The following is a 26,629-nucleotide window of genomic DNA, read 5'->3' as shown; positions in this document are numbered from 1 at the left end:
ATGGCGCGCCGCTCGATCGACATCGAGGGGTTCGAGCACTCGAACCCCATTCCCGCGGCAACCCGCGTGGGCCCGCTCGTCATGTCCAGCATCACTCCCCCGTTCAACCCCGGAGGTCGGTCGGTTCCCGACACCCTCGAGGAACAGATCGACAACCTGTTCACCCACGTGGGCAAGATGCTCGAGGCCGCAGGCGCAAGCTGGGACCACATGGCCAAGATGACGTTCTACGTCACCGACCCGGTCGCCAGCCGCAACGCCCTCAACGGCCCCTGGGAACGGTTCTTCCCAGACCCTCAGTCGAGGCCGGCACGCCACAACCTGCAGGTGCCAGACACCGGCGGCAAGGTGCTGATCTCTTGCACCTTCGTCGCCTACGTGGAGGATTGAACATGACCGCGATCGAACCTGGGCTCACCAACAGCCAGACCTACACGGTCACCGACGACATGTCGCCGCCACACCTTCCGATGAAGGTGTTGTCGACCCCCGACATGATCCGCCTCATCGAGGGCACGTGCCTGTTCGGTGTGCAGCCTCACCTACCCGAGGGCCAGACCACCGTGGGTATTCACGTGTGTGTCAGCCACGCGGCTTCTGTGGCCAGCGGCGACGACATCCAGATCGACGCGGTGTTGTCCGAAGTCGATCGCAAGCGACTGGTGTTCGACGTGAAGGTCACCAGTGGCGACAAGCTCGTGTCGGAAGGCACCCACCAACGCTTCATCGTGGGCTGACCCCCACCTTCCGCCGACCCGTCCTCCCGTACGTCCGCCAAGTGTCTGTCTGCAGCGCCCCTATCGGGGCGCTGCGACAGCCCGCTTCGACCGTCGTGGCCGCCGTCGCCCGAGGTGTGCCGTCCCGGCGCCCCGATAGGGGCGCTAGGGACAGACACCTCGGAGGGGGCGCCGGTGGCACACCGGTGGAGGTCAGTACGACTTGGGCAACCCCAGGCACTGCTGGGCGACGAAGGCCAGCACCAGGTTGTTGTTGATTGGTGCCACCTGATACAGCCGCGTCTCGCGGAGCTTTCGTTCGATGTCGTACTCGACGGCGAACCCGAAGCCGCCGTGGGTGTTGACCGCGGCGTTGCCGGCCTCCCACGATGCCTCCGAGGCCAGCATCTTGGCCATGTTGGCCTCGGCTCCACACTTCTCGCCCGCGTCGAACAGGTTCGCGGCCTTCCAGCGCATCAGGTTGGCAGCCTCGAGGTGGGCGTAGGCCTTGGCCAGCGGAAACGCGACTCCCTGGTTCATGCCGATTGGGCGGCCGAACACATGGCGCTCGTTCGCGTACTGAGACGCGCGATCGAGAAAGAACCGACCGTCGCCGATGCATTCGGATGCGATCAGGATGCGCTCGGCGTTCATCCCGTCGAGGATGTGTCGAAAACCCTTGCCTTCGGTGCCGATCAAGGCATCTGCGGGTATCACCACGTCGTCGAAGAAGACCTCGGTGGTGCTGTGGTTCATCATCGTGGGAATCGGGTTGATGGTGAGCCCGGGAATCAGCTGGCCGTCGGCATCGCGCATCTCGACCAGGAACACCGACAGGCCATCGACCCGGTTCTCGACCTCTTCGGCGGGCGTGGTGCGGGCCAGCAACACCATCAGGTCCGAGTACTGCGCTCGCGAGGTCCAGATCTTCTGGCCGTTGATCCTCCACGTGTCGCCGTCGCGCACCGCCCTGGTGCGAATCGCTGTGGTCTCTGACCCAGCGGTGGGTTCGGTGACACCGAATGCCTGTAGGCGCAGTTCTCCGGCCGCGACCTTGGGCAGGTACTTGTTCTTCTGCTCGTCCGAGCCGTGACGCAAGACGGTGCCCATCACGTACATCTGGGCGTGGCACGCGCTGGGGTTGCCACCGCTGGCAGAGATCTCCTCGAGGATCACCGACGCACCCGCCAAGCTCAGCCCGCCGCCGCCGTATTGCTCGGGGATCAGCGACCCCAACCAGCCTTGACTGGCCAGCTCGGTGACGAACTCCTCGGGGTAACGATCGGGTTCGAGGCCCCGCCAGTACTCGTTGCCGTATCTGTCACACAGCCTTCGGACCTCGACCCTGATGTCTTCGAAGTCTTCCGCCGTTTGGTTCACGAGGTCTCCTTGGGTACGAATCCACCACGGTTCTGGGGCAGCTTCATGTCGAGTATGCGCGACGCGACCACCGTGCGCAGGATCTGTGCGGTGCCGCCGCCGATAGTGAACATGCGCACGTCGCGGTACATGCGCTCGAGCGGGTTGCGCCGCGAGTAGCCGGCCGCGCCGAAGGCCTGAAGGCCGTCGCTGACTATCTCCTGGGCGGCCTCGGCTGCGTAGATCTTCGCCTGGGCGGCCATGGCAGGATCGGGGAACGGGCTGTTGTCGGGCCCCCGCGATGCCGCCGCCCGGTACATCAGCGACCTCGCGGCCTCGAGCTTCACCGACATGTCGGCCAGCATCCACTGCAGCCCCTGGAACTCGGCTATCGGTCGGCCGAACTGTTCGCGCTGTTTGACGAAGTCGAGCGCCTGTTCATACGCGCCAGCTGCCAAGCCGATGGCGACGGTTCCGGCACCGACCCGCTGAGCGTTGTACGCGTTCATGAGGTCGGCGAAACCACGGCGAAAGCCCGACGGGGGCAGCAGCACCATGTCTTGGTCGACCTCCATGTCCTCGAAGATCACCTCGCGTTCTGGGATGCCGCGCAGCCCCATCGTCGGCTCGCGCAAGCCGAACGTCAGCCCGGGGGTTTCGTCGCGCACGGCGATGAAGCCACCGATTCCCAGCTCGGTGCCGTCTTCGTCGAACACTCGGGCGAAGATCAGATGCAGCTTCGAGACACCGCCGCCGGTGATCCAGTGCTTCTTGCCGTTGACGATGTACTTGTCGCCGCGCCGATCGGCCCGTGTCGTCATCTCCGAAGCCGCGCTGCCGGCTTCGGGCTCGGTTATGCAGATCGCGGGCTTGTCGCCCGCCAGGACCATGTCGGCGGCCAGCTTGCGCTGAGCGTCGGTGCCATAGGCGATGATCGCCGAGATGGCGCCCATGTTGCACTCGACCGCGATACGACCGGTGACACCGCAGACCTTGGCCATCTCCTCGATGACCAGAACAGCGTCGAGGAACGAGTGACCCGGGCCGCCCAGCTCGACAGGCACGGTCATGCCCGTGAAGCCGGCCTCTTGCAGGGCCGCGACGTTGTCCCAGGGGTATTCCTCGGTGCGATCGACCTCGGCTGCTCGCGGGGCGATCACCTGGTTCGCCAGTTGGCGGGCCCGGGCCTGCAACTCGAGTTGCCGATCGCTCAGTTGCCAGTTCATTTCAGTCTCCTGTCGCTCCGGGTGCCCAGCGTCTGGTACCCGACGCCTAGTTCGTTTGGGCCGATGCCGATCTGTGGGTCAGGTTCAGCAGGTCGCGCTGCGCGTTGCTGCCCCCGATGCGGTGCGATCGCGATTCGATGGTGGCCAGACCATTGGCTGCACCCGCAAAGTCGCCAACGCAGTAGGCCTCGATCGCGGCGACCATCGGCTTGACAACCTCGCTGAAGGTGCGACCGATCTCGTTTCGAGGTTCCGGGTGCGACTGGGCCAGGCCGTCGCGGAACCGATGTGCTCCGGGGTGATCGGAGACCCGTCCAAAAGCCAGGGCCGCGTGCAAATCGAGAAACCCGCACGTGTGTATCTCGGCGACCTCGCTCCAACGATCGGCCAAGAGCACCCAGCGTTCGCCCACATCGACCCCTGCCAGCTCGAGACGCCACAACAGCGACGACAGATCGCAAAGCCGAAAGGCGGTCGTGGCAACCGGCACCAGATCGTCGTGGATCTGCAGCGCCCGTTCGTGGTCGCCGGCCACGATGAGCCTCACGGCGAGGTGCCACCACACGTGGGTCGACAACATGTCTTGGTCGTGCCAGACGGAGTCGGCACCGTCGAGCAGAGCGAGTACCTCGGCGGTCTGGTCGCGCATCTCGTACACGTGAGCCAGACCGTGCCTGGCCCACAGGTCGCGAGGCTCGATCTGCAGTGCGAGCCGGCCGGTCGATTCGGCCTCGTCATAGTGAGCGGCCTCGCACAACGCAAACGAGTACTGGCCCAGCAACAGCCCATAGCCGGCCTGGTCGGGTTGCCACCCGTCGATCGCTGCCGTCGACGAGCGCAGCCTGCGTTCGTTGTCGCCCACATGCAGGTAGATGTCGTGTGCGTAGCGCACCGCGGCGAAGTCGTGGCTGGCGGCAGCTATCGAATCCCAAGCCTCGGCCGCGGTGGTGAACTCGCCCACAACCAGCAGCTCGGCGGCCTGCAGGTGAAGCTGCTCTCGCCGGTTGGTGGCCCGGGCGCGGGCGCGCTCCAGGGACGCCAGCAGCGACGGGGCGTCCAGGCGAGAGCCTGCAAGCACCGTGTAGACGACCTCGAACACCGAACCCATCGCAAACCCGTCGTCGGAGGCATTCGCGTCTGCCAACTCGGCGAACGGGTCGCCCTTGAACTCGCCGAACGCCTGCCAGGCCCGGTTCCACGCCGCGACGCTGGCCGATGTGCCGGCGACGGGTGAGTCGTAGAGGTCGAGTGCTTCGGTGGTCAAGAGACGGCTACCTGCAAGGACTCGACTCCGTTCACGAAGTTGCTGAGCACGAACTCTGGATCGGACAAAACCTCGACTCTCAATCGATGGTTGAGGATCTCGTCGATGAGGATTCCCAGCTCGAGGCGGGCCAGCGAAGCGCCCAGGCAGAAATGCGGGCCGCCGCCGCCAAACGCAACATTGACAGGGCGAAGGGGTCGGGAGACGTCGAAGCGCGTCGGATCGGGGAAGACGGCCTCGTCGAAGTCGGCCGCCGAATACCACATGACTACCTTGTCGCCCGCTGCGATCTGAGTGCCCGACAAGACGGTGTCGGTCATGGCCGTGCGCCTGAAGTAGAGGATCGGAGACGAGAACCTGATGACCTCCTCCACCGCTTGATCCAGCAGCGTGCGATCGGCGCCGACCTTGGCGAACTGGTCGGGGTAGCGGTGAAGGTCGACCGCGAGGTGAGCCATGGCCGAACGGGTTGTCTCGTTGCCGGCAAATATCATCAGCCGAAAGAAGTTGGCGAACTCGCTGTCGGTCAGCCGCTCGCCATCGATCTCGGCGTTGATCAACTTGGTCACCAGGTCGTCGCCCGGTTCGCGACGTCTCTGCTCGCCCAGCTCTCGGGCGTATTCGTTGATGCCATGGGCCGCCGGGCTGTTGAAGGGCAGCAGCCGCAGATCGGTTGTGTTGCCGTAGGCGCTTGGGTCGAGCGGTTCGTTGGAGGTGCCGGCGACCAGGTGATCAGACAGCTCGATCATGTAGTCGTGGTCGGCCTCGGGCACCCCCATGATGTCGCAGATCACCGACACCGGAATGGGCTTGGCGACCCGAGACACCCAGTCGCCACCGCCGTCGGCGGCGATCGAAGCGAGGCAGTCGCGCACGCGGGCCCGGATGGCATCGGCATGGTCGAGCACATGTTTGGGGTGAAGGCTGCGCTGACCAGCCTGCGCAGCCGCGTGTGCCTGGGCGGGTCCATGTCGATCATCGAAGCGCGGGCGTCGAGGGCGTCCTCGTCGATGTCGTAGATCTGGATGTGCCCCTTCGCCGACGAGTAGGTGGTGGTGTCACGAGACACCTCCACGACGTCGCTGTGGCGGGTTACCGCCCAGAAGCCGTCACCGTCTGAGAGCGGATTCCACGCCAGCCCTGGCATGGCGCGAATCTGGGCAAACACCTCGTGGGGAATCCCATGCGCGTAGAGCTCCGGATCGGCAAGGTCGACCGGGGTGAGCTGACGATCGGCTGTGGCGGTCATGGTTCAGCCGGACACAATCGAAATGGCGCCGCTGGGGCACTTGTCGACAACGACGGCCGCTCGGTCGGCGGGCAACATCGCCTCACCCTTGGTGTGGGCCAAGCCCTCGTCTTCATCGAGTTCGAAGACGTCGGGCTCGAGCAACTCGCACTGGCCGACACCGATGCATACGTCACCGTCGATGGCCACCCGGACCAACCTCGGTTGTTCGGAACCGATTTGTTCAGACACTGCTGACTCCCATCTCGACCGACAGAACCCCGTGCACGAAGTTCGAAGGTGCCCGCACGGCCGCACCTCTGGGTTCGAGCACCATCTTGCGCTTGCGCATCTCGTCTATCAGAACCCGCACCTCCATGCGGGCCAGGAACGCGCCTAGGCAGAAGTGTGGACCGCCTCCACCGAAGGCCTGGTGCGGGTTGTCGACCCTGCCCACATCGAAAGTGAACGGGTCGTCGAACACCGCGTCGTCGCGGTTGGCCGAGATGTACCACATGACCACCTTGTCGCCGGCGGCCACGGCTGTTCCGGCCAGCTCGGTGTCGACCGCGGCGGTGCGCCGCATGTGCAGCACCGGGGTGGCCCAGCGGATGACCTCCTCGGTGGCGGTGTCGATAAGTTCGGCATCGGCCAGTACGCGATGCCATTGGTCGGGATTGTCGGCGAAGGCCATCGCCCCGTGGGTGATCGCAGTGCGGGTCGTCTCGTTGCCGGCGAAGACCAGCGCGTGGAAGAAGTTGCGGAACTCGTTGTGGCTGAGGCTGTCGCCTTCGTCCTCGGCCTGCACCAGCAGGGTCACCATGTCGTCGCGCGGATTGGCCCGCCGGTCGGCACCCAACCGCTCGCCATATTCGAACAGGGCGTGGCTGGCTGGGCTCTGGAACGGCAACAACCGCAGCTCGGTGGTGTTTCCGTAAGCGTCGGCCGGCAGCGAGGGCGAATCGCTGGTTCCCTCGACCAGATAGTTGGAGATCTCGACCAGATAGTCGGCGTCTTCGACGGGCACGCCGAGGATGGTCAGGATCACCCGGATCGGCAGCGGAGCTGCGACCATGTCGACCCAGTCTCCCCCGCCTGCGGCCAGATACTCATCGAGCAGTTCGATGGTTATCCGCCTGGTGGTTTCCTCCCACGAGCGAATGGCCTTGGGGGTGAACGCCTTGCTGACCAGGCGGCGAAGCCTGGTGTGGTCGGGCGCGTCGGTGTCGAGGATCGAGCGCCGGGCCTCGAGAGCGTCTGGCTCGAGATCCCACAGATTGGTGTGTCCGATGCCCGACGAGAACACGTCGGCGCGCTTGGAGGCCTCTTTGACGTCGGCGTGCCGGGTGACGGCCCAAAAGCCCGAATCGAGGTAGGGGTGCCAGGTGAGCCCCGGTGTGGCCCGCATGGCGGCGAACTGATCGTGTGGGATACCAACGCGGTACTGGTCTGCGCTGGTGACATCGACGGCCATCATTACCCCCAATTACTTTGGGACCAAAGTAATTCGTTGACACGGGCGCTTCAAGTGGGTTCCACTCTTGTCGTGCCTCACGAGTACGACCCAGAGGCGGTGAAGGCCGCCGAGGCCGACATCCGCCAGCGACTTTCGGGCAAGCCCGTCGACATGGAGGTGCAGTACGCCATCTCCAACCTCTATCGGGCCGCCACCGTGGTGTCTCGCTCTGCCGAGCGCGAGGTGTTCCTGCCGGAGGAACTCTCGTGGAGCGCGTTCTCGGTGCTGTGGGTGCTTTGGGTGTTCGGCGAGATGGACTCGTCGCGACTGGCCGCCGAGTTGGGCATAACCCAGGGAACCGTCACCGGTGTCCGTAAAGGTCTCGAGAAGCAGGGCCTGGTGCGCTCCGGAGCCGATCCGACCGACGGACGCCGCCGGACGATCTCGCTCACCGACGCCGGGGCCGCCAAGATGGAGCGCATCTATCCCGGGTTCAACTCATTGATGTGCGACCTGCTCGGCGACCTCGAACCAGACGAGATAAACCTGCTGGCCAAGCTGCTCCACTCGGTGATCGTCAGACCGGCGAAGATGCAACCGTAGCTACCATCGTTGCCATGACCCGCAAGACCAGCCGGCCCAACGCCAGAGGCGAAGAGTCGAGGCAGCGGATTCTGGCGGCCACCTTCGAGCTGGCGAACGAGCTCGGCTATGACGGGACATCTATTTCGATGGTGTCGCAGCGCTCGGGCCTGCCTGCCAGTTCGGTGTACTGGCACTTCGAGAACAAGGACGCCCTGTTCGCCGAGGTGATCGAGTCGAGCTTCGAGCGATGGCTGGCAGGCATGCCTCGCTGGTCTGTTTCCGCGTCTGATGCCGACCTGGGCGAGGTCCTCGCCGAGCGCATGGCGGCCAACATCAGGGGTATGGCGTCGAATCCCGAATTCTGGCGGCTGGGCCTGATGCTGACGCTCGAGCACCGGGTGGTCGACACCTCGGCGCGGGGCAGGTTCTTGGCGGTGCGAGCGCGCATGCTCGAGATCCTCGAACGGTGGTGGTTGCGCCAGCTTCCCGGGGAAGCCGACCTGAGTCGAGACCTGGCGAGGTTCACGTTGGCGGCATCAGACGGGCTCTTCGTGTCGATGCAGGCCGGCGACGGCTGGGATTATGACCGGCTGGCCGAAATGCTGGCCCATGCGCTTGCGGCATGGGTCATGTCCGACCACCTCGAGCAGTCGAGCTGACGCCCGGGCTGTGATGCAGGGCCGCCCACAGCTTTTGTGGAGTGATGGGGGTCTCGAGATGCAGCACCCCTAGGTGCGACACAGCATCGATGACAGCGTTGTAGACCGCAGGGATGGCGCCGATGGTGCCCGATTCGCCGGCTCCCTTGGCGCCGAGCTCGTTGACCCATGTGGGTGTTTCCAGATGCACGAGCTGGAACGAAGGCATCTCGGCGGCAGACGGAACCAGATAGTCCATGAATCCGGCGGTCACCAGGTTGCCGTCGTCGTCGTACTGGATGGCTTCGAACAGTACCTGGGCAACACCCTGAGCGATGCCGCCATGAACCTGACCGTCGACCAGCATGGGGTTCAAGACCGTGCCGGCGTCGTCGACGGCGACGAGCTGCAGCACCTGCACGCCGCCGGTATCGCGATCGACCTCGACCACCGCCACATGGCAGCCGCTTGGGAAGGTCGGCATCTCGGCGGCGAAGTCGTGTTCCTCGATCAACGAGTCGGCCAGCGAAGCGGCAACGTCGTCCCACGACACCGAAACCGCGGGCGTTCCGACGACGTGGAACCGACCCGAATCGGTGTCTAGGGCAACATCGCCCGGCGCGGCCTCCAACAGGCTGGCCGCCTTCTCCTTGGCTGCGTCGACCAACTGCGCCGATGCCGCAGCCAGAGCCGAACCGCCCACCTGGACCGACCTCGACCCCACCGTCAGGGCGCCGCGGGGCACCAGGTCGGTGTCGCCCCGAACCACCTCGATGCGCTCGATGTCGATTCCGGTGCGGTCGGCGACGATCATTGCCCAGGTCGTGTCGTGTCCCTGCCCGAACGGCGTTGCACCGCTGCGGGCCACGACCGATCCGTCGGGGCGCAGCTCGACCGAGCCGTACTCGGACCCGGGCGCACCAGCCGTGATCTCGACGTACATGCCGATTCCGATGCCCAGCAACCGCGGGTCGGCCGACACCCGTCGCGCCGCCTGGCGCACCACCACAGCCTCATAGTCGACGGCTTCCAGCGCCAGCCGCAAGGCCTCGGGATAGTCGCCCACGTCGTAGGTCGTTCCAATGCCGGTTTGGTACGGCTCGGTGAACCTGGGAACCATGTTCTTGCGTCGTACCTCGGCAGGGTCGACGCCAATCTCGTCTGCGAAGCGGTCGATCATGCGCTCGATGGCCACGGCCGCCTCGGGGCGGCCCGCGCCGCGGTAGGCCGTGACGCTGGGCATCGAGGTGAGAACGTTGGTCGCGTTGAATCCGACGTTGCGAATCTCGTAGGTGCCCGTCAACATGCGCTGGGTCATGCCCGCGAGCACGGCGCCTATCAGCGGGTAAGCGCCGATGTCTTGCACCACATCGAGCTGGTAGGCGGTGATCAACCCGTCCCGGGTGCCACCGATGGTCGCGTACTGGATCTGGCCACGGCCCTGGGGCATCGCCTGCACGTTCTCGGTGCGCGACTCGGTCCAGGCAACCGGCCGCCCGACCTGCTTGGAGTACCAGCCCAGAACCGCTTCTTCTGGATAAGTCCGCGACTTGGCGCCGAACCCGCCGCCAACGTCGGGAACGATCACGTGAACCTGGGCAGGGTCTAGCCCGTAGATGCCCGCCAACAAGGCTTTGGTCGGGTGAGCGCCCTGACAGGCCGAATGGTGAACCAGGCGGCCGTCGTCTGTCCACGTGGCCATACCCGAGCGGGGCTCTATGGGGGCGCCGGTCAGGCGTTGGTTGACTATGCGCTCGCTGACGACCACTTCGCAGTCGGCGAAGTCGGCCTGGGTCTGAGACGACATCGTGTTGAAGACATTCGATCCGTGCTCGGGATGCAACAAGACGTCGCTGTCGATGGCGGCCTCGGGGTCGACCAGGGCGTCGAGGAAGTCGTACTCGACGAAGACCAACTCGGCGGCGTCGACCGCCTGTGCGACCGTCTCGGCTACAACGGCCACGACGGGCTCGCCAACGTGACGAACCCGGTCGACGGCCAGAAACGGCTTGACCAGAGTGTCGGGGAACATCGGAAGGGTCTTGGGCGCGTCGCCCAGCGCCGAGCGCACCTCGGCACCCGTGAACACGCCCAGCACACCGGGTGCCTTGCGCGCCTCTTCGACGTCAAGTTCGACGATGGTGCCGTGCGCGACCGTCGACCGTACGTACACGAGATGGGCGGCCCCCTCGGGCACCAGGTTGGCCACATATGTGCCGGCGCCGGTCAAGAACCTGGGGTCCTCTCGTCGGATGACGTTGTTGCCGAGGATGGAGCTCACAAACTCAAACCCTTGCCGTAGATGGAGTGTTCGGACCTACCTCAGTTGGCCGAGTCGTCGTAGACCCCGAAAGAGATCTGCCCCAGTGGACCGAAGTCGGCCAGTATCGCGTCGCCCACCGAGATGGGCACCGCCTTGATGAACGAACCCGACAGGATCGAATGGCCCGCCTCCATCGATACGCCGAACTCGTCGAGCTTGCGGGCCAGCCAAGCCACCGAATTGACCGGATTTCCCATGACCGCCGACGCCACACCCGACTGCTCGAGTTCGCCGTTGATGTAGAGCGAACCCGACACTGCACGAGGGTCGACATCGAGAAGCGAGACCGGGTTGCCACCCACCATGATGAACCCGCACGAAGCGGCATCGGAGATCGAGTCGACCACACCGGGCAGCCCGCGCTCGCCGTAGCGGCTGTCGACCACCTCGATCGCGGGCAGGATGAAATCGGTGGCCCTGATGACGTCGACCGCATTGACAGAAGGCCCGCCCAGGTCGTCTTTCAGCACGAACACCAGCTCGATCTCGACCGCGGCCCGGTTCAGGATGCTGGCCGGAACCCTGGTGCCCTCATCGAGGAACCAGTTGTCGAAGATCGTCCCGTAGTCGGGTTCGCTGGCGCCGGTGAACGACCGCATCGCCTTGGACGTGAGGCCGACCTTGTGGCCCTTTATCTGGCGTCCGGAGGCCACCTTCAGGTCGGTGACGTATTGGCCGACCGCGTAGGCGTCTTCGATGTCGGCACCCTCGTAGGCCAGGGTCAGGGGCTTGCACCAGTTGCGGGTCAGTTCGGCGTCGAAGAGGGCTTGAGCCGCCTCTCGCCGCTGTTCGTCGCTAAGGGCCATGTGAGATTCCTCGCATCGACGGGTGTGGACCGGCCAACAGTATTCCACCGCCACAATCGCCCGGGCCTATTGAGTCTGAGACCTCCGGGCGCGGTAGAACGGATGGCCGAGCGCAACAGGGGGCAACAGTGCTGACGGGACAGCAATACAAAGACTCACTGGACGACGGTCGCCACACCTATTTCGAGGGCGAACGCATTCACGACCTCGCCGGTCATCCCCTGTTGGGTCAGACCGTCGAGTTCACCGCCAAGGGTTACGACCTGCACTACGACCCGGCACCCGATGCCACCAGCCCGCTGCTGGGTGTGCCGAGGTCGGCCGACGATCTGCGTGCGCTCATTCCGATGCTGCACGAAGCCGGCATGATGGCCCACGTCACCTCGACCTCGATACAGACCCTGAAGACCGCGGCCGGTCGCATGGACGGGGTCAAACCCGACTACATCGAGCGGATGGAGGCCTACATCGACGACGCCCAGCGCCGCGATGTTCGAATCACCCAGTGCATAACCGACGCCAAGGGCAACCGCAGCCTGCCTCCGGCCAAGCAGACCGACCCCGACGCATACGTACACGTCGTCGACCGCCAGAGCGATGGCGTCATCATCCGGGGTGCAAAGCTCCACATCACCGGCGCTTCGTTCGGCCACGACCTGCTGACCATCCCCACCAAGGCGATGAAGGCCGGCGAAGAGGACTATTCGATCGGTTGCATCGTGCCGGTGAACGCACCAGGTGTGAAGATCATCAACACCACCTACGCTCCGCGCCACGAGGACGCCAGGTCTTTCCCGGTGTCGTCCAGGTACCACTACCCAGAGGGGTTCGTGATCTTCGACGACGTTTTCGTGCCCACCGAGCGTGTGTTCCTCGACGGCGAAACCGCCTACGCCGCCATCTTCGCCCACTCGCTGGGTTTGTGGGAGCGCCTCGGTGGCCTATCGGCGTTCGTCGAGGAGGCAGACCAGCTGGTCGGGTTGGCGCAGCTGGTTGCAGAGGCGAACGGCACAGCGGGCATCAGCCACATCAAGGAGAAGATCTCCGAGATGATCATCCACGCCACCCTGATCCGATCGACCCTCGAAGCAGCGATCGCAAACTGCAACATCGGCCCCGACGGTGCCGCCTTCCCCAATGAGCTCTACGTCAACGCGGGCAAGTTCCATGCGGCGGCCAACTACAACCAGATGGTTCGCCATGTCCACGACATAGCGGGCGGTGCAGTGCTCACCGCACCCGCGCCCGCCGACTTCGAGAACGAGGAAGTGGGCGAGTTGGCAGCCAAGTACATGTCGACGGGCCCAGACATCAGTGGCGAATACCGGTCGCATCTGATGCACACGATCCGCGACCTCACCGCCGACGCCTACGGCGGCTGGAAGTTCGTCACCAACATCCAGGCCGGCGGAGGCCTCTACGCCCAGCGGATAGTGACCCGCAAGCACTACGACATGGACGCCGCCAAGGCCAAGGCGCTCGCAATCGCGGGCCTGGGTGACGGGGCCGGTCACTGATGCAATACACGTCACACATAGACGAGGCCCGCCGCTGGATCGCCGACAACTGGGACCCAGAGATGCCTTTGGGCCAGTGGTGGAGGCTGCTGGCCGACTCGGGCTGGGGCTTCCCCCACTACCCCACCGAGTGGTTCGGGCGGGGCCTGTCGCCCGAGATCTCCGCCCAGGTCGAACAGGCACTGCACGAGGCCGGCGCCTATGGGCCTCCCCATGGCATAGCCACGATGATGGTCGCCCCGATGCTGCTCGAGCTGGGCACCGAAGAGCAGCGCCGGCGCTGGTTGCCGGGCATCGTCGACGGAACCGACATCTGGTGCCAGCTGTTCTCCGAGCCCGGAGCGGGCTCGGACCTGGCCGGGCTACGCACCCGTGCAGTTCGTGATGGCGATCAGTGGATCGTCAACGGCCAGAAGGTGTGGACATCGGGCGGTCACTATGCAGAGCGCGCGATTCTGGTGGCTCGCACCGACGCCGACGTGCCCAAACACCGCGGTCTCAGCTTCTTCGTCATCGAGATGGATCAGCCAGGCGTCGAGGTTCGGCCCCTGGTGCAGATGACCGGCGATGCCGAGTTCAACGAGGTGTTCCTGACCGATGCCGTGGTGCAGGCCGACAGCCTCATCGGCGAGGTTAATCACGGCTGGGGCGTCACCCTGCGGCTGCTGTCCTACGAGCGCAGCTCGCTCGACCCCGAGGCCGAATCGGGTATCCAGGGCGACCTCGACCTGACGGTGCCTGCGGGCCTTTATGCCAGCGGCCAGGTCGATGACGGAACCGGGGGCTGGATGCCCAGGGGATCGGAGGCCTGGGCCCTGCTGGTCGAGTTGATTGGCGACACCCGGCGCAACGACGATGCCGTGATCCGCCAAGAGGCCGCCCGCATCTACTCGTGGTTCCAGATTTCGCGCTACACGGCTCTGCGTTCGGCCGCCGCAGCCGCGGCGGGTCGGCTGCCCGGGCCCGAGGTATCGCTGGGCAAGCTGGCCAGCGTGCGCCTGCTGCGCGCCTGGCGCGAGCTGGCCTTGGCGGTGTTGGGGCCCGCAGGCCAGCTGGCGGGCCCCGATGCCCCGCGCGGTGGCCTGGTGACCAACATCGCGCTATCGGTTCCCGGCCTGTCGATCGCCGGTGGCACCGATGAGATTCAGAGAAACATCGTCGGCGAACGGGTTCTGGGCCTGCCTGGCGAGCCGAGGGTCGACAAGGACCTCCCGTTCAGCGACTTCGCCCGCAGCTGAAGCCGTCCCCTTTTCCGAATCTGGGGTCGGATTCGAGCCGCCGGCGACCACTATCCGACCCCAGATTCGGCGGGGCGGACGCGACACCGACAGATTGGCGAAAGCGCGTGTTAGCGGCATCTCATGTCGACGAAACACTGACGCAACATGGGTCTAGTTCGGTGTCGGCATGGAAGTCGAGACGCTGGACTGGGAGCCCGACCGCGCCGCCGAACTCCTGAGCCGCGATCAGCCGACGCTGTTCATGGTCGGTTCCGGGGTCGAGGGCCCCTTGTGCTCCAACCCACTACACGACTGGGTCAGGGAGCCCGCCGCTGACGAAGACGTCGAACTGCGCCTCCAGACGCTCGCTCAGCGGCACGCGGCCCTCAACGGAAGCGCCCTGACCATCGAGCTGGGCGACGGCACGGTGCGTGTCGGCGACAAGGTCGAGGTGCTGCCTCCGCTGGAAGCCGACCTGCTGACCGCCCTGCTGGAACGCGAGTCCAAGGTGGTGTCGCGCCAGTCGCTTATGACGGCCGTTTGGCCGGCAGGCGATGGCGACCGCAACCGCCTGGATGCCGCTATCCACCGCCTACGCCTGCGCGTCGAACCGCTGGGCATCGACATCGTCACCGTACGGCGCCGCGGCTACATGCTGCGCGCCGGGTGATGGACCGGCCACATGGAACCCCGCCAGCCGGCCTCAGATTCGCATCAGATAGGAGCCTCGTTGTGTTAACGGCCTCGGAATCGTCCGGCCACGCGACGCTCCTACGGTGCGCCGCCATACCCAGAACAACCACCGGGAGAAACCAGAAATGAGACGAACGTCGGGCATCGCCCGCAAACTGTTGGGAGCAGGATTCCTACTTGGGCTCTTGATGCTCTTGTTGGCAGAGCCTGCCTCCGCCCAAGAGGACACCGCAGCCGCCGACGCCGTCCAGGCGGTCGTCGACAACATCTGGGTGTTCATCGCCGGCATCCTCGTCTTCTTGATGCAGGCGGGTTTCGCCCTGGTCGAGGCGGGCCTCACCCGGGCCAAGAACGTCGCCAACATCATGGCGAAGAACCTCTCGGACTTCGCCATCGGCGTGGTGATGTTCTTCATCATGGGCTACGCCATCGCCTTCGGCGGCGGAAACGACTGGTTCGGAACCGACCTGTTCTTCCTCGGGTCCAGCTCGGGGCTGTTCGAGTACGGCGGCAGCGGTGTGGGCAACCTCACCATCGCCACGTTCTTCTTCTTCCAGGTCGTGTTCGCCGCTACAGCCGTGACCATCGCATCGGGTGCCATGGCCGAGCGCACCAAGTTCGGGTCGTACCTGATCTTCGGCGCCTTCATGACCGGCATCATCTACCCCGTGGTGGTCCACTGGACCTGGGGCGGTGGCCTCATCGCCGGGATGTCGATCGGTGACGCCGTCTACTCGGACTTCGCAGGCTCGACGATCGTCCACCTCACCGGCGGCATCGCAGCCCTGATGGGCGCCATCATGCTGGGCCCACGCATCGGCAAGTACACCGCAGACGGCAAGCCACGCGTTCTGCCCGGCCACTCGACGCCGTTCGTCATCGTGGGTGTGATGATCCTGGTGTTCGGCTGGTTCGGCTTCAACCCCGGATCCGAGCTGGCCGCCGACGAATACGTTGCATTCGTAGCCGTCAACACCATCCTGGCTGCCGCTGGCGGCACCATCGCCGCCGCGGGCACGATCTGGCTCAAGGCCGGCAAGCCAGACGTCGGCATGGCCGGCAACGGCACCCTGGCCGGCCTGGTCGCCATCACCGCACCGTGTGGCACGGTCGAGCCGTGGGCCGCTCTCTTGATCGGCATCATCGGCGGCGTCATCGTGGTGTTCTCGGTTCTGATCATCGAGAACATGCGCATCGACGACCCGGTCGGCGCTGTGTCGGTGCACGGTGTGGTGGGCATCTGGGGCACCCTGTCGATCGGCCTGTTCGCCAAGTACGACGACGCCTTCCTGGGCCGCGAAGACGCCGGCCTGTTCTACGGAGGCGGCCTCGATCAGCTCATCATGCAGCTGCTGATGGTGATCATCGTGGTGGCATGGGTGGCAATCACGACCGGCATCGTGTTCTACGGCCTGAAGAAGACCGTCGGTCTCAGGGTCACCGAGGAGGAAGAGATCGAAGGTCTCGACGTCCTCGAGCACGGCTCGGCCGGCTACCACGCAGACGTGCTGTAGCCACGCTGCCAAGCGCTCGCCCGGGGCAACGGGAGAAGGCGCCGGTCACGACCTCTGGGTTCGTGGCCGGCGCCTGGCGCGTTCTGCCCCGGTGTGGGCCTCACGAAACCAGGGAGTTGTCCAGCCAGGTTCGCAGTGCGGTGATCGGAACCGCGCCGACCTGTCGTGACACCTCTTTACCGCCGTCCATCAACAAGATGGTCGGAATGCTCATGGCTTCGAGGCGTTGTGCGGTGCGGCGGGCGATGTCGACGTTGACCTTGACCACGCGAATCTGCCCGGCCCGCTCTTCGGCGAGCTGCTGCAGGGCCAGGGCCACCAAACGGCACGGCCCGCACCACTCGGCCCACAGGTCGACCACCACGGGCACGGTCGACTTGGCGACCAGTTCGTCGAAGTCTGAGTCGTCAGCGTTGACCAACCACGGAAGATCGGCCTTGCAGCTGGCGCAACGCACCTTGCCTGCAGACACCACAGGCACTCGGTTCTTGGAATTGCAGTTGGGGCAACTGACTACAGGATTGGCCATGCCCGAATCGTACCAATAAGTACGGACATTTCAATCTGGCTCTAGCGGTGGGTGGCGGTGCCGTATAGCCCCCTGGCCACTATCGCCTTCATGATCTCTGGGGTTCCGTCGCCGATCTCGAGGCCGATCACGTCACGCATCCGCTGCCCGAAGGACATGTCGTTGCCGTAACCCGCCCATCCGTGCAGGCGCAGACATGCGTGGATGGCCTCGACCGACCACGCGGGTGCCATCCACTTGGCCATCGCAGCCTCGCTGGTATGTGGACGACCCATGTCGGCAAGCATGAGGGTTTGGTAGCCGACCAGCCTGGCGGCCTGGAGCTTCGAGTAGTGCTCGGCGACTTGCTGGGTGACCGCCTGACGCGACGACAGCGGCGCCCCGAACGTCTGGCGCTGCTTGGTGTACTCGACCGTTTCCTCGATGGTCTCCAGCGCCGTTCCTACGGCCGCAAGGCCGATGACCGCACGATTGAAGTCGAACGCCGTCATGGCCTGCACGAACCCAGAACCGGGTTCGCCGACCACGTGATCGTCTGGAACGAACACCCCATCGAACACCAGCGAACCCCGCGCGGTGAACTTGCCCCCGAAACCGTCGTAGACCTGGCGTGTGACGCCATCGGTGTCGAGCGGCACCCAGAACGCGGTGACGCCTCTGGGCCCGTCGCCCCCGCTTCGGGCCATCACCAAGGCCGCCGCCGCGTAGCCGGCGAAGGTGGCCGAGGCCTTCTCGCCCGAGATCAGCCATCCGCCGTCGACCTTGTCGGCACGGGTCTTTATGGCCGCGGCATCCGAGCCGGCGTCGGGCTCGGTCAGGCCCAGTGCGGGCACCACCGAGCCGTCCGCGATCTGGGGCAGCCACCTGCGCTTGACATCATCTGAGGCCGACCGGGTAAGGGCGGCGCCGACGATGGCGGGCAACTGGACCAGGTTGCTCACATTGAAATCGCCACGCGCCAGCTCCTCGGCGGCGATGCCACAAGCGACATACCCGGCGCCGGACCCGCCGTATTCCTCGGGTATCAGCAGTCCGGTGACGCCCAGAGACGCGATCTCGGCGATGAACTGCGAGTCGGGGGCCTCGTTCTCCCAGCGGGCGTACTGGGGCTTGAGCCTGCCCCTGGCAAAGGCCCGCACGGTCTCGGCGAACTGCATCTGTTCGTCATCGAAGATCATTGGTGTGGGTGTCCTATCGGTTCGATTCGAGCCCGGGGCTCGACGGATCCTACGCTCCGACCATGAGCATCTTGACGAACCTGGGATCGGTCGCATTCGTCACCGGCGGAGCCGGAGGCATAGGTGGTGCGATCTGCACCCGGCTGGCACAACTGGGACTGAAGGTCGCCGTCGCCGACCTCAGTGCATCAGCGGCCGAGGCCAAGGCGGCCGAGTTGCCAGGCGACGGGCACATGGGCATCGCCGTCGATGTCGCAGACTATGCAGCTGTCGCGGCGGCCGTGGCCCAGGTCAACGAGTCGCTGGGCGACATCGATGTGCTGGTCAACGTCGCGGGTTGGGATCGCTTCATACAGTTCATCGATACCGACCCCGACTTCTGGGACCGCATCATCGACATCAACTATCGGGGCGTACTCAACACGACCCGCCACATCGTCCCGGGCATGGTCGAACGGCGGCAGGGACGTGTGATCTCGATCGCATCCGACGCCGCCAGGGTCGGGTCGTCGCTCGAGGCGGTGTACTCGGGCGCCAAGGGCGCGGTGGTCAGCTTCTCCAAGAGTTTGGCGCGCGAGGTCGCCAAGGCTGGTGTGACCGTCAATGTCGTGTGCCCCGGGCCCACCGCCACTCCCCTGTTCGACGACCTGACAGAAGACCTCGGCAACCCCAACTTCGGCACGGCCCTGGCCAAGGCGATTCCGATGAGGCGTATGGGCGAGCCAGACGATGTGGCCCCGGCGGTGGCGTTCCTGGCGTCTGAGGAAGCCCGGTTCATAACGGGCCAGACGTTGTCGGTGAGCGGCGGCCTGACGATGTCTTGAGCATCGGCGCCAGGCAGCGCTGGCTGGGATAGTCAGGCCAGTCGCAGCAGCGCTGTGGTGGCAGCGGCAGCCAACACCACCACCACGAACGGGGCCCGCCGCCACACCTACAGGCCGGCCACCGCCATGCCCGCCAACCTGGCGTCCAACGAGAACCTGCCGGCCTGGGTCAGGGTCAGCTGAGCCACCAGGCCGCACACCACGGCAACCGGTATGAGGTCGGCGAAGGCTCGGGCGGTGGGCCTTCGGGCCAGCCACGCCCCCGCCACGAACATTCCGGCCAGGCGCTGGCCGGCCACGCCGGCTGCCAACAGCAGTGCCGCCGTCCAGGTCACTGCGTCTCCCCGGCGCTCCGGCGAGCGAACGCAACGCCGACGCCTGCACCGGCCACGCTGAGCACTATCGGAAGCCCGGCAGGCAGCGCGGCGAAAGAGCGATGGTGATGCCCGCCCCGGCCAGCCCGGCCACCATGGCGTCGCCGCGCCGCATCGCAGGGCCGATAATCGCCAGCAGCGCCGCCGGGAACACCACGTCCAGTCCGAATCTGGAGGTGTCGCCCAGGATGTTGCCCAACACGGCCCCGGTCGCGATCCCCAGGTACCAGCCGCCCACCATCGCCCCGGTGCTGCGCCAAAAGACGGTCCGTACGCCCTGAGGTGCACCCTGAACCGTGGCCATGGCGACGTTGGGATCGAAGGCGTTGAGCGCGGCCACCACCCGCTCGGGCAGCGAGGCTTCGAGCCTGGTTCCCAAGGTGGCAGCCAGCACTCCGAAGCGGGAGGCCACCAACCAACCGCTCAGCAGACCGGCCAGCGTGGCGCCGCCCGCGTCGGACACGGCGACGAAGGCCAGGATGCTGGTGGCCGAATGGACGATGACCGCCGAAGTGACCAGCAGCGGGCCTGGAACGCCGCGGTCGGCAAGGGTCACAGCGACGGTCACCCCCACGGTGAAGTAGGTGAAACCCAGGGTTGCCAGCTCGGCCCTGGGCACTCGGCTCACCGTTGGCACCGCAGTCGATTCGCTGCCACGGCCTACATGGTGAACGCGAGGTTGCGCGCCGCGGTCTCGCCCCAGCCGGCGTCGCCGTCCCACGCGATGCGCCCCTGGTCGATGGGGCCCTGCGGGTCGATGCGCCCGCATGCCAGCAAGGCGAAGGTGGTCGAGTCGGTGCGCAGAACCACGGACGGATCGTCTAGCGAGTCGACCCGGGTCGCGCGGCCGGTGACGGCCACGTGCATTGAGCGTTCGACCGGACCGGTCAGTTCGATCGATATCGACATGCCGTCGGGCAGCCCGATCTTCTTGCCGACGATGTAGCCCAACGAGCTCTCGATCTCGTCGATCGCCTGCTCGGCTGCGGGGCCCGAGTCGTGACCGGCGATACCCAGCGGCACCCGGATGTCTTGTTCGTGCACCCAGAAGTCGAACACCCGCACCGCCAGGAACCTGCCGTAGTCGCCGGGGCCCACCGGTGTCAGGGTGGGCAGGGCGAGCTGCTCGTCGCCGAGCGTGTCGACCTGGGCCCGCCGGGTGTCGATGACCTGCCGGTAGGCGGCCAGGAAGTCGTCGTCGCCTAATTCGGCGACCTGCGACATCCACTGGCCGACCTTCTCGAACGGCAGGCTCTGGGTCCATGCGCCCGGTTCGTCCTGGGCGAACATGTACTCGATACCGCCCAGGTGGGCGATGACACCCCTGACGGTCCAGTCGGGGCACAGTGATTGTGTGGACCACTGGTCGTGACCCAGCTGGCCGACGAGGCCGTCGAGCGAGGTCCAGCAGGCCTTCAGGTTCTCGATCGTCTGGTTTGGCTGATTGGTCATCGCTGCTTACTCCCATGTTGCTGTTGACGACCGGCGCGGTCGAATCCGTCTTCGGTGAAGGCGACCTCGACACCACGGTTGATGCTGACCCAGTCGCGAGCTTCGAGATAGGGCTTGAACGACTCGATGATTCGCTTCTCGTGCATCTTGGTCTTGGGCTGCTGAAGCTCGTAGAGGTCTGGGAACTCGGCCCACGCGGCAACCGTTCCACAGCCGAACGGCCGCCTCGCCCTCGGGTGGGTTTATCAGAACCGGCCCGAACAGGCAGTGGTCGCCGAAGAACAGGGTCGGCACGCCGAAACCTCCGGCGTCGACCACCCTCTGGTGCTCGGTCTTGATCTCGTCGTGGGTGGTGGGGTCAGACAGTGCCTCGTCGACGAGGGCAGGGTCCAGGCCGATCTCTTGCAGCAGATGGCGCGCCACCTCGGGCTGGTGGGGCCGCCTGCCCTCTTCGTGCAGGCTGCGGGCAGCGATCTCGTACCAGCGGTCGAGGTCGTCCATGCTGGTGCGGCGCAGCAGAGCGCCGATGCGCATGAGCGACCAGCCGTAGCTCCACTCGCGTTCCCATGGGTGCTTCTTGCCCTCCTTGAGGTTGACCTCCTCGAGGCTGAAGAAGCGCCAGTTGATCGTCAGGTCGATCTGGTCGCGGACCCGGCGGATCCATTTGGACGTCTGGTAGGCATACGGACACATGACGTCGAAGTGAAAGTCGACCGTTGACGTGTCGATCGGCTGGTTCATCTGACAGCTCCCCTTTGTCGATCCCGGCTGCCCGGGCGCATCCCGCCGCGACCACTATGGACCCTTTTGAGCCTCAGGGCCCAACGCCGCCCGACCCTGCGTAGCAGCGTCGCGCCTAGCATCGGAACCGATGCCTTCGCCGAGCCGCCACCAGGGTCGCGACCTCGACCCGATCGCCGTCACCGTGGTAGGCGGCTATCTGGGCGCGGGCAAGACGACGCTGGTCAACCACGTTCTGGTCAACGCCGACGAGACGATCGCCGTGATCGTCAACGATTTCGGCGACATCGACATCGACGCTGCGTTGATCGACCAACGCAGCGAGACCACCCTGGCCCTGGCCAACGGCTGCATCTGCTGCAGCCTGGTCGAGGGCTTCGCTGCGGCGCTCGACACGATCGATGCAGTGCGGCCCAGGCCACAGCGGCTGCTGATAGAGGCCAGCGGGGTCGCCGACCCGGCGTCGGTTGCGGCCTACGGGCATCGTCCCGGGTTCCGGCTCGAGGGGGTGCTGGTGCTGGCCGACGCCTCGAGCGTCGTCGAGAAGGCCACCGACACCTACGTGGGTGATGTGGTGCTGCACCAGCTGCGAGGGGCCGACCTGGTGGTGCTGAACAAGACCGACCTGCACCCCGAACCCGAAGCGGTCGCCGACTGGCTCCGCGAACGATGCCAGGCACCGGTTATTGCCGCTCGCGACGCCGCCGTGCCGCTCGACGTGTTGTTGGCGCCCGCGGTGGCGACACTGCACCACGAGGTAGACACAGCGCCCGCCGACCTCACCTTCCGCAGGGGGGCCATCGAGTTGGCCGAACCGATCGACCGCCAGGCCCTGCTTCAGATGCTGGCGGGGCTTGCTCCTTCGGTGGTGCGAGCCAAGGGGTTTGCCTGGGTCGCTGACGAGCCCGAGCGTGCGGTGCTGGTGCAGAGGGTGGGCAGACGCACCACACTCACGCCATGGCGACCATGGGACCAGATGGACCGGCCGCCCGCGACCCACATCGTGACCATCGAGCTGAAACCGAAGACCTGAACCCGGGTACCGTGGCGCGACACACCGGCGGCCGAGCCGGTCGACACCGAAGGGGGAAACACATGGGGGCGCTGGACGGAAGGGTGATCATCGTCACCGGAGCGGGGCGCGGCGTAGGGCGCGAGCATGCACTGCTGTTCGCCCGCGAGGGAGCCAAGGTCGTGGTCAACGATCTCGGCGGCGAGCAGGACGGCACCGGTGCCAGCGCAGGCCCCGCCGAGCAGGTCGCCGAGGAGATCCGCGCCGCCGGCGGCGAGGCGGTCGCCAACGCCGACTCGGTCGCCGACTGGGAGTCGAGCCAGCGCATCATCAACCAGGCCGTGGAGACCTTCGGAGACCTGCACGGTGTCGTCAACAACGCCGGAATCCTTCGCGACCGCATGCTCGTGAACATGACCGAGCAGGAATTCGACCTCGTCATCCAGGTGCATCTGAAGGGCACGTGGCTGATGATGCGCCACGCCGCCACCTACTGGCGCGAACGCTCGAAGGCCGGCCACCAGGTCAGCGCATCCATCGTCAACACCAGCTCGACATCTGGCCTGCACTCCAATCCGGGGCAGATCAACTACGCCGCAGCCAAATCGGGGATAGCCACCATGTCGGTGGTGGGTGCCCGCGAGCTGGCCCGATACGGCGTCAGGGTGAACGCCATCGCCCCTTCGGCCCGAACCCGCATGACCCTGGCAACGCCAGGCCTCGGAGAACGCATCGCAGAACCCACCGACGGATCGTTCGACATGTGGGACCCGGCGAACATCTCGCCCCTGGTCGGATGGCTGCTGACCGAGGGCTGCGAGGCGACCGCCCAGGTCTATTGGGTGGGCGGCAACAGAATCAAGCGGTACCTCGAGTGGCCCCCGGCAGACATCGCCACCACCGACGACATGTGGAGCATCGAGTCGGTCGGCGAGGCCACGGCGGGCTGGGAGACCCAGCACGTCGCCATGCGCTCGAAGCGGGTGGTCGAGATAGAAGAGGCCGGGTGAGCGACGCAGACGATCGCAGGAGCTGGCTGGCCGACAGGGTGCGCGCCGGCGAGCTCACCGTTGCGCCGGGTGTGTTCGACATGATCTCGGCGCGCATCGCCGACCGGTTCGGGTTCGATGCGTTGTACGCCACCGGGTACGGCATCTCGGCGTCGCATCTGGGTGTGCCCGACGCGGGCATCGCCACCTATACCGACATCGTGGCCAGGGTGGCCCGCATCTGTGCGGGTGTCGAGGCTCCGGTGATAGCCGACGCCGACACCGGCTTCGGTGGCCTGCTGAACGTGCACCACACCGTTCGGGGGTACGAAGATGCCGGCGTGGCGGCCATCCAGCTGGAAGACCAGGAGTTTCCCAAGAAGTGCGGCCATGCGGCCGGGCGCACCGTCGTGCCGGTCGGCGACATGGTGACCAAGATCGAGGTCGCCCTCGACGCCAGGCGAAACGCCGACCTGCTGATAATCGCCCGCACCGATGCACGAACCAGCCTCGGCCTCGACGAGGCCATCGCACGAGGGCGGGCCTATGCCGAGGCCGGCGCCGACGTGGTGTTCGTCGAATCGCCCGAGAACCTCGACGAGTTCCGCTCGATCTCTCGGGCCATCGACGCCCCGCTGATGGCCAACCTGGTCGAGGGTGGGTTCTCGCCCATCGTCGATCGCGAGATCCTGGCCGACCTCGGCTTTGCGATAGTGATCTCACCGGTCACAGCGCTTTTGGCTGCAGCGGCCGCGATGGAGCACGCTTACAGGCACCTGCACGAACACGGCACCAGCGCAAACCTGAACCAACCCGTGCTGCCCATATCCGACATGCACGAGCTGATGGGGTTCGGCGACGTCTGGAGTTTCGACGAAAGATGGTCACAGACATGACCCGAGAGCAACCATGACCCCAGCCCAAGACAGCGCACCAGCCCCCCTGACCGGCATCAAGGTGGTCGAGTTCGCCCAGAACATTGCAGCCCCGTTCAGTGCCCGCATCCTGGCCAGCCTGGGCGCCGATGTCGTCAAAATCGAGCCGCCCGAGGGCGACGCGATGCGCTTCATAGCCCCGTTGGGCGACCACGAGGGCAAGGCCTACGCCGTGGCGAACCCTGGCAAGCGCGCCATCGTGCTGGATCTCACTGCACCCGATAGTCGCAAGGTCATCGACGCCCCTGCTGGCGTGGGCCGACATCTGCATCGTCGGCCTGAAGCTCAACGATGTCGAACGATTCGGCCTCGATTGGGAACGCGCCCGCACCATCAACCCAGGCTTGGTGCAGCTGATCCTGACGCCGTTCGGGCCCGAGGGTCCCGACGCCGACGTTGGCGGCTACGACGTGTTGGTACAGGGTCGCAGCGGTGTGGGCTTTTCTATGAACCGCTCATCGGGCGGTGTGCCAGAGCCCACACGTCCGGCCATCAACGACACGTCCACCGGCATCATGGCGACCGTGGGGATCTTGGCAGCCCTTCGCCACCGCGACCTCACCGGCGAGGGGCAGCGCGTCGACGTCTCGTTGCTGGGAACGGCCATGGCACTGGGTACGCCGATGCTGACCAAGGTCGCAGAGCGCGACACCGCCGCTCTGGCCGAGATCGACGAGGACCTTTCGCTGCTGCGGGCTGCCGGCGCCGACTTCGACGCGCAGCGCGAGCTCTACGAACAGCGCGCGGTGCCTGCGGGTGGCGCCTTCCGGTTGTACTTCCGGCACTACCGCACCGCCGACGGTTTCGTGACGATCGGCGGCTTGAGCCCCGGGCTGATGGGCCGCTTCCACGAGATCACCGGTGTCGCCGACGCGCGAGGCGTCAGCCCCCGAAGCTCCGAGTTCGAACAGATCGTCACCGAGGCAGAAGCCATCATGGCTTCGAAAACAACTGCCGAATGGCTGGCGATCTTCCGAGCGGCCAAGTATCCGGCAGGGCCGTACAACCTGCCCCACGAGGCCCTCGAGGACCCGCAGGTTCGCGCCAACAACTACGCCGTCGACATCGAGCACCCGTCGTTCGGCACATACACGACCACCGCAAACCCGGTCAGGTTGTCTCGCTCGCCGTTGGTCGAGATGACCCCGTCACCTCGCTTGGGCGAACACACCGCCGAGGTTCTGGCCGAGCTGGGATTGGCCGACTAGCTGTCGGCTCAGTGGCCGGTCTCGGCGTGCGAGTCGTCGGCATGGACATCTGCGGGGGCATCGTCGCCATGGCCGGCGTCCGAATGGGTCTCGGTGTGACCGTCGCCGTGGTCGGCCGCTGATGCGCCGCCCTGGTTGAACCCGATCACCGATGCCACCGCGACCATGAAGACCGCTACGGCCACCCAGATGCCGGCCTTGGGGGCTTGGTTCTCGTCCTTGTTCTTGCGGATCATGGGGGATCTCCTCTGTTGTGCCGCTTGTTCCGAACACAGTTCTCGGCATCGGAGACCTTCGGCTGGAGTCATTTTCGGCGCCGATCAGCCCGATCCTTCGAAGCCGATCTGGCGCCACGCCTCGTAGACGACGATCGCCACTGCGTTTGCGAGGTTGAGACTTCGGTTGGCCGGCATCATCGGTATCCGCACCCGCCGGCGGGCGTCGAACCCGGCCAGGACATCCGCGTCGAGCCCTGTCGTCTCGTTGCCGAACACCAGAACGTCGTCGGGCCTGTACGCAATGTCGGTGTAGGTCGTGGCTCCCGAAGCGGTGAACGCCAACCACCTGCCACCAACGGCGTCGCGCACCGACGCCAGGTCGGGGTGCACCGAGACCGAGGCCAGCTCGTGATAGTCGAGCCCCGCCCTCCTGAGCCGATACGCGTCCATCGTGAACCCAAGTGGCTCGACCAGATGCAGATCGGACCCGGTGTTGGCGCACAGGCGGATGATGTTGCCGGTGTTGGGCGCTATCGAGGGCGCCACCAAGACGATGTGCACCACCTGATTATCGCCCTAATGAACCGGACCCAATGGGCCGCTAAGGGAGTAGTGAGGCGATGG

General features: G+C 65.8%; 30 protein-coding genes. 13 read left to right on the top strand and 17 right to left on the bottom strand.

Annotated features, from left to right (window positions below; translation table 11 throughout):
* Both R2770_03750 and R2770_03745 read left to right on the top strand, forming a co-directional pair.
* On the top strand, positions 1-390 hold the full coding sequence (locus R2770_03750; protein ID MEZ5279563.1) for a RidA family protein: 390 nt from the start codon (positions 1-3) through the stop codon (positions 388-390).
* A gap of 2 nt (positions 391-392) precedes the next feature.
* The gene (locus tag R2770_03745; GenBank protein ID MEZ5279562.1) at positions 393-737 is read left to right on the top strand and encodes a thioesterase family protein; all 345 of its coding nucleotides are present in this window, start codon (positions 393-395) and stop codon (positions 735-737) included.
* A gap of 192 nt (positions 738-929) precedes the next feature.
* On the opposite strand, the gene R2770_03740 is transcribed toward R2770_03745, so the two are convergent.
* Genes R2770_03740 through R2770_03710 form a run of 7 tightly spaced genes read right to left on the bottom strand, consistent with a single transcriptional unit; the run spans position 930 to position 7,267 of the window.
* The gene (locus R2770_03740) at positions 930-2,096 is read right to left on the bottom strand and encodes an acyl-CoA dehydrogenase family protein (protein MEZ5279561.1); all 1,167 of its coding nucleotides are present in this window, start codon (positions 2,094-2,096) and stop codon (positions 930-932) included.
* On the bottom strand, positions 2,093-3,301 hold the full coding sequence (acdA, locus tag R2770_03735) for a 3-sulfinopropanoyl-CoA desulfinase (protein ID MEZ5279560.1): 1,209 nt from the start codon (positions 3,299-3,301) through the stop codon (positions 2,093-2,095). Before acdA ends, R2770_03740 begins: the two co-directional genes overlap by 4 nt.
* A gap of 46 nt (positions 3,302-3,347) precedes the next feature.
* On the bottom strand, positions 3,348-4,565 hold the full coding sequence (locus tag R2770_03730) for a hypothetical protein (protein ID MEZ5279559.1): 1,218 nt from the start codon (positions 4,563-4,565) through the stop codon (positions 3,348-3,350).
* Complete coding sequence (locus tag R2770_03725; GenBank protein MEZ5279558.1) at positions 4,562-5,440, bottom strand: cytochrome P450; 879 nt, start codon at positions 5,438-5,440, stop codon at positions 4,562-4,564. The genes R2770_03730 and R2770_03725 overlap by 4 nt, the downstream gene beginning before the upstream one ends.
* On the bottom strand, positions 5,356-5,814 hold the full coding sequence (locus R2770_03720; GenBank protein MEZ5279557.1) for a hypothetical protein: 459 nt from the start codon (positions 5,812-5,814) through the stop codon (positions 5,356-5,358). Before R2770_03720 ends, R2770_03725 begins: the two co-directional genes overlap by 85 nt.
* 3 nt (positions 5,815-5,817) lie before the next feature.
* Positions 5,818-6,003 carry a (4Fe-4S)-binding protein gene (locus tag R2770_03715; protein ID MEZ5279556.1) on the bottom strand — a complete coding sequence of 62 codons (186 nt, stop codon included), beginning with the start codon at positions 6,001-6,003 and terminating at the stop codon, positions 5,818-5,820.
* Positions 6,004-6,037: 34 nt separating this feature from the next.
* The gene (locus R2770_03710) at positions 6,038-7,267 is read right to left on the bottom strand and encodes a cytochrome P450 (protein ID MEZ5279555.1); all 1,230 of its coding nucleotides are present in this window, start codon (positions 7,265-7,267) and stop codon (positions 6,038-6,040) included.
* Positions 7,268-7,321: 54 nt separating this feature from the next.
* Between R2770_03710 and R2770_03705 the strand changes: the two genes are divergently transcribed.
* Both R2770_03705 and R2770_03700 read left to right on the top strand, forming a co-directional pair.
* Entirely contained in the window at positions 7,322-7,852 is a 531-nt protein-coding gene (locus R2770_03705) for a MarR family transcriptional regulator (protein MEZ5279554.1), read from the top strand.
* A gap of 14 nt (positions 7,853-7,866) precedes the next feature.
* A complete protein-coding gene (locus R2770_03700) occupies positions 7,867-8,493 on the top strand; it encodes a TetR/AcrR family transcriptional regulator (GenBank protein MEZ5279553.1) in 627 nt (208 codons plus the stop codon).
* Here R2770_03700 and R2770_03695 read toward each other — a convergent pair.
* Positions 8,462-10,753: a xanthine dehydrogenase family protein molybdopterin-binding subunit gene (locus R2770_03695; GenBank protein MEZ5279552.1), complete on the bottom strand. Its 2,292-nt coding sequence runs from the start codon at positions 10,751-10,753 to the stop codon at positions 8,462-8,464. The genes R2770_03700 and R2770_03695 overlap by 32 nt on opposite strands.
* A 41-nt stretch (positions 10,754-10,794) precedes the next feature.
* Positions 10,795-11,601 (bottom strand): hypothetical protein, encoded by an 807-nt coding sequence (locus R2770_03690; GenBank protein ID MEZ5279551.1) that lies wholly within the window; start codon positions 11,599-11,601, stop codon positions 10,795-10,797.
* 128 nt (positions 11,602-11,729) lie between these two features.
* On the opposite strand from R2770_03690, the gene R2770_03685 reads away from it, so the two are divergent.
* The 4 genes from R2770_03685 (at position 11,730) to R2770_03670 (ending at position 16,545) form a co-directional block, all read left to right on the top strand.
* Positions 11,730-13,118 carry a 4-hydroxyphenylacetate 3-hydroxylase N-terminal domain-containing protein gene (locus R2770_03685; GenBank protein ID MEZ5279550.1) on the top strand — a complete coding sequence of 463 codons (1,389 nt, stop codon included), beginning with the start codon at positions 11,730-11,732 and terminating at the stop codon, positions 13,116-13,118.
* Positions 13,118-14,356 (top strand): acyl-CoA dehydrogenase family protein, encoded by a 1,239-nt coding sequence (locus R2770_03680; GenBank protein MEZ5279549.1) that lies wholly within the window; start codon positions 13,118-13,120, stop codon positions 14,354-14,356. Before R2770_03685 ends, R2770_03680 begins: the two co-directional genes overlap by 1 nt.
* Before the next feature lie 169 nt (positions 14,357-14,525).
* Positions 14,526-15,008 (top strand): winged helix-turn-helix domain-containing protein, encoded by a 483-nt coding sequence (locus R2770_03675; GenBank protein MEZ5279548.1) that lies wholly within the window; start codon positions 14,526-14,528, stop codon positions 15,006-15,008.
* A gap of 148 nt (positions 15,009-15,156) precedes the next feature.
* Positions 15,157-16,545, top strand: a complete 1,389-nt coding sequence (locus R2770_03670; protein MEZ5279547.1) for an ammonium transporter — start codon at positions 15,157-15,159, stop codon at positions 16,543-16,545.
* Between the two features lie 100 nt (positions 16,546-16,645).
* Here the strand turns inward: R2770_03670 and trxA are convergent, their stop codons facing one another.
* Positions 16,646-17,074: a thioredoxin gene (gene trxA / locus R2770_03665; protein MEZ5279546.1), complete on the bottom strand. Its 429-nt coding sequence runs from the start codon at positions 17,072-17,074 to the stop codon at positions 16,646-16,648.
* Positions 17,075-17,115: 41 nt separating this feature from the next.
* Positions 17,116-18,252: an acyl-CoA dehydrogenase family protein gene (locus R2770_03660; protein ID MEZ5279545.1), complete on the bottom strand. Its 1,137-nt coding sequence runs from the start codon at positions 18,250-18,252 to the stop codon at positions 17,116-17,118.
* A gap of 62 nt (positions 18,253-18,314) precedes the next feature.
* On the opposite strand from R2770_03660, the gene R2770_03655 reads away from it, so the two are divergent.
* Entirely contained in the window at positions 18,315-19,076 is a 762-nt protein-coding gene (locus R2770_03655; protein ID MEZ5279544.1) for a glucose 1-dehydrogenase, read from the top strand.
* A gap of 107 nt (positions 19,077-19,183) precedes the next feature.
* Here R2770_03655 and R2770_03650 read toward each other — a convergent pair whose 3' ends face one another.
* From R2770_03650 to R2770_03635, 4 genes are all read right to left on the bottom strand, one after another.
* The gene (locus R2770_03650) at positions 19,184-19,411 is read right to left on the bottom strand and encodes a hypothetical protein (GenBank protein MEZ5279543.1); all 228 of its coding nucleotides are present in this window, start codon (positions 19,409-19,411) and stop codon (positions 19,184-19,186) included.
* A 64-nt stretch (positions 19,412-19,475) separates the two neighbouring features.
* Positions 19,476-20,078, bottom strand: a complete 603-nt coding sequence (locus R2770_03645; protein MEZ5279542.1) for an AzlC family ABC transporter permease — start codon at positions 20,076-20,078, stop codon at positions 19,476-19,478.
* A gap of 32 nt (positions 20,079-20,110) precedes the next feature.
* Positions 20,111-20,902: a maleylpyruvate isomerase family mycothiol-dependent enzyme gene (locus R2770_03640; protein MEZ5279541.1), complete on the bottom strand. Its 792-nt coding sequence runs from the start codon at positions 20,900-20,902 to the stop codon at positions 20,111-20,113.
* 6 nt (positions 20,903-20,908) lie between these two features.
* A complete protein-coding gene (locus R2770_03635; GenBank protein MEZ5279540.1) occupies positions 20,909-21,643 on the bottom strand; it encodes a DsbA family protein in 735 nt (244 codons plus the stop codon).
* 130 nt (positions 21,644-21,773) lie between these two features.
* On the opposite strand from R2770_03635, the gene R2770_03630 reads away from it, so the two are divergent.
* The 4 genes from R2770_03630 (at position 21,774) to R2770_03615 (ending at position 25,787) form a co-directional block, all read left to right on the top strand.
* Positions 21,774-22,676, top strand: coding sequence for a GTP-binding protein (locus tag R2770_03630; protein ID MEZ5279539.1), 903 nt, complete (start codon positions 21,774-21,776; stop codon positions 22,674-22,676).
* A gap of 62 nt (positions 22,677-22,738) precedes the next feature.
* A complete protein-coding gene (locus tag R2770_03625) occupies positions 22,739-23,665 on the top strand; it encodes an SDR family oxidoreductase (GenBank protein MEZ5279538.1) in 927 nt (308 codons plus the stop codon).
* Positions 23,662-24,540, top strand: coding sequence for an isocitrate lyase/PEP mutase family protein (locus R2770_03620; protein MEZ5279537.1), 879 nt, complete (start codon positions 23,662-23,664; stop codon positions 24,538-24,540). Before R2770_03625 ends, R2770_03620 begins: the two co-directional genes overlap by 4 nt.
* 221 nt (positions 24,541-24,761) lie before the next feature.
* A complete protein-coding gene (locus tag R2770_03615; protein ID MEZ5279536.1) occupies positions 24,762-25,787 on the top strand; it encodes a CoA transferase in 1,026 nt (341 codons plus the stop codon).
* Positions 25,788-25,795: 8 nt separating this feature from the next.
* Here R2770_03615 and R2770_03610 read toward each other — a convergent pair whose 3' ends face one another.
* Both R2770_03610 and R2770_03605 read right to left on the bottom strand, forming a co-directional pair.
* Positions 25,796-26,023: a hypothetical protein gene (locus tag R2770_03610; protein MEZ5279535.1), complete on the bottom strand. Its 228-nt coding sequence runs from the start codon at positions 26,021-26,023 to the stop codon at positions 25,796-25,798.
* An 84-nt stretch (positions 26,024-26,107) separates the two neighbouring features.
* On the bottom strand, positions 26,108-26,566 hold the full coding sequence (locus R2770_03605) for a tRNA (cytidine(34)-2'-O)-methyltransferase (GenBank protein ID MEZ5279534.1): 459 nt from the start codon (positions 26,564-26,566) through the stop codon (positions 26,108-26,110).
* Positions 26,567-26,629: the final 63 nt, after the last annotated feature.

The organism is Acidimicrobiales bacterium (genome assembly GCA_041394185.1).
Classification (GTDB): Bacteria; Actinomycetota; Acidimicrobiia; order Acidimicrobiales; family Poriferisodalaceae; genus JAAETH01.
This window is presented reverse-complemented; position numbering and strand designations above follow the sequence as displayed.